Raw genomic sequence first — 2,127 nt, 5'->3', positions numbered from 1 at the left:
CGCATCGGGGAAGATGCGCCTGTTGCGAGGAAGACAGTCGGCGCGGTGGCGAAACCGGAAGAGACCACCGAGCGTGCCGTTGCATATCGATCGTCCCCTGCGATACGCGAGGTCGGTGCGATGCCCTCGAGTGAGCGCTCCACCGAGGGTGACACCGCAGCGAAGCCGCCAATCACGACGATGCTCGCGGGCTGGAGTCTGGACAACTCGGCGTGGACGACGGAGGGCAGTGCATCCGGGGATGTCAGGAGAAGGGGGCCGCCATCGGACGCAGCGACCGCGGCAGCCGAGAGCGCATCGGGAAAGTTGGCTCCCGTTGCCACGTAGGCGACAGGGACGCCGGGGGAGTAGCGCCCTGACACCGCGACCGCGGTCTCGTAGCGATCTGCTCCAGCAAGTCGGCTGTATCCGGGCGGAAACGGCGTGGGATCTCCGCCTGTCGCGGAGGCTACCCCTGTCGATGAGACAGCGGCGGCAACGATGAAGACAGCCATACCGATGATGCTCATGCGTCGTCGCATTTCGACCTCCGAGGCTGATCGGTACCTCGGCGCTGATCGTAGCGCAGGTCTGCGCGCGGCACTGTCGGCCGCGGGCCGACAGGTAGGATTGGCGATCGGGTCGGTGCGACGTCACTGTTCAAACGAAAGCGTCTTCAATGGATCTCCTCATCGTCGGTTCGGGTTTCTTCGGTCTTACGATCGCCGAGCGAGCGGCTGCGGCTGGTCGCAAGGTGACGGTCATCGACCGTCGGCACCACATCGGCGGTAATGCGTACAGCGAGAACGAGTCAACGACCGGTATCGAGGTGCACCGCTACGGAGCCCATCTGTTCCACACGTCCAATGCGACGGTGTGGGAGTACGTGAACCGGTTCACAACCTTCACGGATTACGTACACCGGGTGTACTCGACCCATAACGGCCAGGTGTATTCCCTGCCCGTGAACCTCCACACGATTAACCAGTTCTTCCAGGCTGCCTACACGCCTGACGAGGCCCGGGCGCTCGTGCGCGAGCAGGCAGGCGAGTTCGATGTGAAGACGGCGAGCAACTTCGCCGAGAAAGGCATCGCCCTCGTCGGGCGACCCCTGTTCGAGGCGTTCTTCGCCCACTACACCGCTAAGCAGTGGCAGACTTCCCCGGAGAAGCTGTCCGGCGACATCATCAGTCGGTTGCCGGTGAGATACAACTACGACAACCGCTATTTCAACGACAAGTGGGAGGGCCTGCCGACGGACGGGTACACGGCGTGGATCGAGCGGATGGCCGATCATCCCAACATCGACGTCAAACTGAACGTCGACTTCTTCGACGAGTCGCAGCCCCTGAATAAGAAGGCCGTCGTCGGCCACGTGCCTGTCGTGTACACGGGGCCTGTTGACCGCTACTTCGACTATGTCGAGGGCGAACTGGCGTGGCGCACGTTGGATTTCGAAGAGGAGGTGCTCAGTATCGGGGACTTCCAGGGAACCAGCGTGATGAACTACCCAGATTCTGACGTGCCGTACACGCGTATCCACGAGTTCAAGCACTTCCACCCTGAGCGCAAGGACGTCTACCCCGTCGATAAGACCGTGATCATGCGTGAGTACTCCCGATTCGCTACGCGGGACGACGAGCCCTATTATCCTGTGAACTCCACCGATGACCGCGCCGGCCTGCTCGCATATCGCGAGTTGCAGGCCGGGGAGCGAGACGTCTACTTCGGCGGTCGTTTGGGTACGTACCAGTACCTCGACATGCACATGGCCATCGGATCCGCGCTCTCGATGTGGAACAACTCCCTGGCTTGATCGTTTGCATTCGAGCGCGCCCAGCACCGTCGCTTCGGCCTGGATCGGATGTCGCAGAAGAGGAAGTCCCGTCGTGACGCACGCCCCCGCCCATTCAGATCTGCATACGTCGGGGGCTGGGCGGCCGGCTTCCCGCTCATTCCGTATCGACATTCAGGCGCTGCGCACTGTCGCGATATCGGCGGTCGTGCTCAACCATCTGTGGCCGACACGGTTCAGCGGCGGCTATGTGGGTGTGGACGTCTTCTTTGTGATCTCCGGCTTCTTCATTACGGGCATCTCTACGGCGAGCTCGCGCGTACGGGCCGGAACGCGCTCGGGAGCTTCTACGC

2 protein-coding genes and 1 pseudogene are annotated in these 2,127 nt (G+C 62.4%); 2 read left to right on the top strand and 1 reads right to left on the bottom strand.

The genetic code is table 11. From position 1 onward, the window contains the following. On the bottom strand, positions 1-494 hold a 494-nt coding region (locus I5I_RS17960), incomplete at its 3' end, for a cell wall-binding repeat-containing protein (RefSeq protein WP_374699911.1). Between the two features lie 164 nt (positions 495-658). On the opposite strand from I5I_RS17960, the gene glf reads away from it, so the two are divergent. Together glf and I5I_RS17285 are read left to right on the top strand one after the other, a co-directional pair. After that, positions 659-1,795, top strand: a complete 1,137-nt coding sequence (gene glf / locus I5I_RS09440; protein ID WP_036318690.1) for a UDP-galactopyranose mutase — start codon at positions 659-661, stop codon at positions 1,793-1,795. A gap of 73 nt (positions 1,796-1,868) precedes the next feature. Further along, positions 1,869-2,127, top strand: a pseudogene (locus I5I_RS17285) (acyltransferase); the annotation flags it as partial.

This window comes from Microbacterium sp. B24, from assembly GCF_000333415.1.
Classification (GTDB): domain Bacteria; phylum Actinomycetota; class Actinomycetes; order Actinomycetales; family Microbacteriaceae; genus Microbacterium.
This window is presented reverse-complemented; position numbering and strand designations above follow the sequence as displayed.